A 2,194-nucleotide genomic window follows, 5' to 3' on the forward strand; every position below is an offset into this window, starting at 1 on the left:
CGCGCCGGCGGTCCCCCGCCCCGTCCGTGGCGAGGACCTCGCGCCCGTCGTGCTCCAGGGCGAAGCTCACGTCCGGCCGGGCCACGGCGTACTCCCGCATGACGGAGGCCGCGCGGCGCAGCTCCCCCGCCGCGCTCTTCATGAACTTGCGCCGCGCGGGGAGCTCCTTGAACAGCTCGTCCGCCTGGACGCGCGTCCCCGGCGCGCAGGCTGCGGCGACGTGCTCCGTCACGTGCCCTCCCGAAGCTCGGATCAGGCCGCCCGCCCCGCCCTCCGGACGGCTGCGGATCTCGAGGTCCGCCACCGCGACAAGGCTGGCCAGCGCCTCGCCCCGATAGCCCAAGGTGCGGATGCTCTCAAGGTCCTCGATGCCCCGGAGCTTGCTGGTGGCGTGCGGCAGAAGCGCCAGGGGCAGGTCCTCAAAGCCGATGCCGCAGCCGTCGTCCTCCACCACGATGCGCAGCCGCCCTCCGTCCCACAGGCGCACCCGCACCCGGCGCGCGCCCGCGTCCAGCGCGTTCTCCACCAGTTCCTTGACGGCCGAGGCCGGACGCTCCACCACCTCGCCCGCCGCGATGCGGGTCCAGACTCCCTCCGGCAGCTCCCGAATCTCAGGCATGGCTCAACGCCCTCACGCTCTTCTCCTTCAGGCGGCGAAGGGCCTCCAGCGCCTGATCCGGCGTCAGGTCCGTCACGTCCAGCTCCGCCAGCTCCTCCACCACGGCGTCCGTCTCCGGCGAGAACAGGAGAAGCTGGCGCCTCAGCGCCTTCTGGGGCAGGGGAGGGGGGACGTCCGCACGCTCAAAGCCCTCGCGCTCGAAGAGCTCCAGGAGCTCGAAGGCTCGGCGCAGCACGGAGGGGGGCAGGCCCGCAAGCCGCGCAACCTCGATGCCGTAGGAGCGGTCCGCCGGGCCGGGCGTCACCTGGTGGAGGAACAGGATCCCCGTCTTCCCCTCGGCCACGGCCATGCTGAGGTTTTTCACGCCTGGAAGCCGGTCCTCTAGGTGGGTCAGCTCGTGGTAGTGCGTGGCGAAGAGCACGCGCGCCCGGGTCTCCGCCTGCAGGTGCTCCAGCACGGCCCAGGCGATGCTCATCCCGTCCCAGGTGGCCGTCCCCCGCCCCACCTCGTCCAGGATCACGAGGCTTCGATCCGTGACGTTGTTCAGGATGTTGGCCGTCTCCAGCATCTCCACCATGAAGGTGCTGCTGCCCCGCACTAGGTCGTCCCGCGCGCCGATGCGCGTGAACACCCGGTCCACGAGGCCTATGACGGCGCTCTCCGCCGGGAGCCAGAGGCCCGCCTGGGCCATGATGGAGAGGAGCGCCGTCATGCGCAGCCAGGTGGACTTGCCCGCCATGTTGGGACCGGTCAGGATGACGACGCGGGCGTCGTCTTTCCCCAGCGTCACGTCGTTGGGGACGAAGGCCGCGTCCGCCATGGCCGCCTCCAGCACCGGGTGACGGCCCCCCCGGACGGAGAACTCTGCGGACTCGTTCACCGTGGGGCGGACGAAGTTTCGCTCCCGCGCCACGACGGCCTCGGAAGCCAGACAATCCAGCACGCCCAGGAGGCGCCCCGTCACCTGCAGGTCGGCGCCGGCCTGCACCACGCACTCCGTCACCTGCCGGTAGAGCTCCCCCTCGACGCGCGCGATCTCCCCCTCGCTGCGCAGCATCCGGTCCTGAAACTCCCTTAGCTCCGCCGTGACGAAGCGCTCCGCGTTGACCAGGGTCTGCCGGCGCTCGAAGTGGGGCGGCACCGTGGTCAGGCCCGTGCGCCCGACCTCTAGGTAATAGCCGAAGGCCCGGTTGTAGCCGACCTTCAGCCGCGGCGTGGCGCAGGCCGCGCGCTCGCGCTCCAGGTAGTCCTCCAGCCAGGCCTCCCCCTTCCCCGCAGCGTCGCGCCAGGAGGCCAGCTCGGGGCTGAAGGAGGACCGGATCACGGGCCCCTGTCCCAGCGCCCGCGGCAGGTCGTCCTCGAGGGCTTCCTCAAGGTATTGGCGAAGAGCCGAGGCGTCGGGGAAGGAGCGGAACAGGCCCGCCAGGGGCTCCGGGAACTCCACGGCGAGGAGGTCCGGCAGGAGGCGCAGGGTGTCGCGGACCGCGGCCAGGTCCCGCGGCGTCCCCTCGCCCAGGGCGAGGCGCGACAGGGCACGCTCCACGTCCCGCATCCCGGCCAGGAGGTCCTGGAGGC

Annotated in this window: 2 protein-coding genes; both read right to left on the reverse strand. The window is 72.0% G+C overall.

Features of this window, described 5'->3' with window-relative positions; genetic code table 11:
- On the reverse strand, positions 1-619 hold a 619-nt coding region (gene mutL / locus SY1_RS05840), incomplete at its 3' end, for a DNA mismatch repair endonuclease MutL (protein ID WP_208873052.1).
- The coding region (gene mutS, locus SY1_RS05845; RefSeq protein ID WP_208873054.1) for a DNA mismatch repair protein MutS at positions 612-2,194 on the reverse strand (1,583 nt) is incomplete at its 5' end. The genes mutL and mutS, both read right to left, overlap by 8 nt.

The sequence above is a fragment of the Fretibacterium fastidiosum genome, from assembly GCF_000210715.1.
In the GTDB taxonomy this organism is placed as follows: domain Bacteria; phylum Synergistota; class Synergistia; order Synergistales; family Aminobacteriaceae; genus Fretibacterium; species Fretibacterium fastidiosum.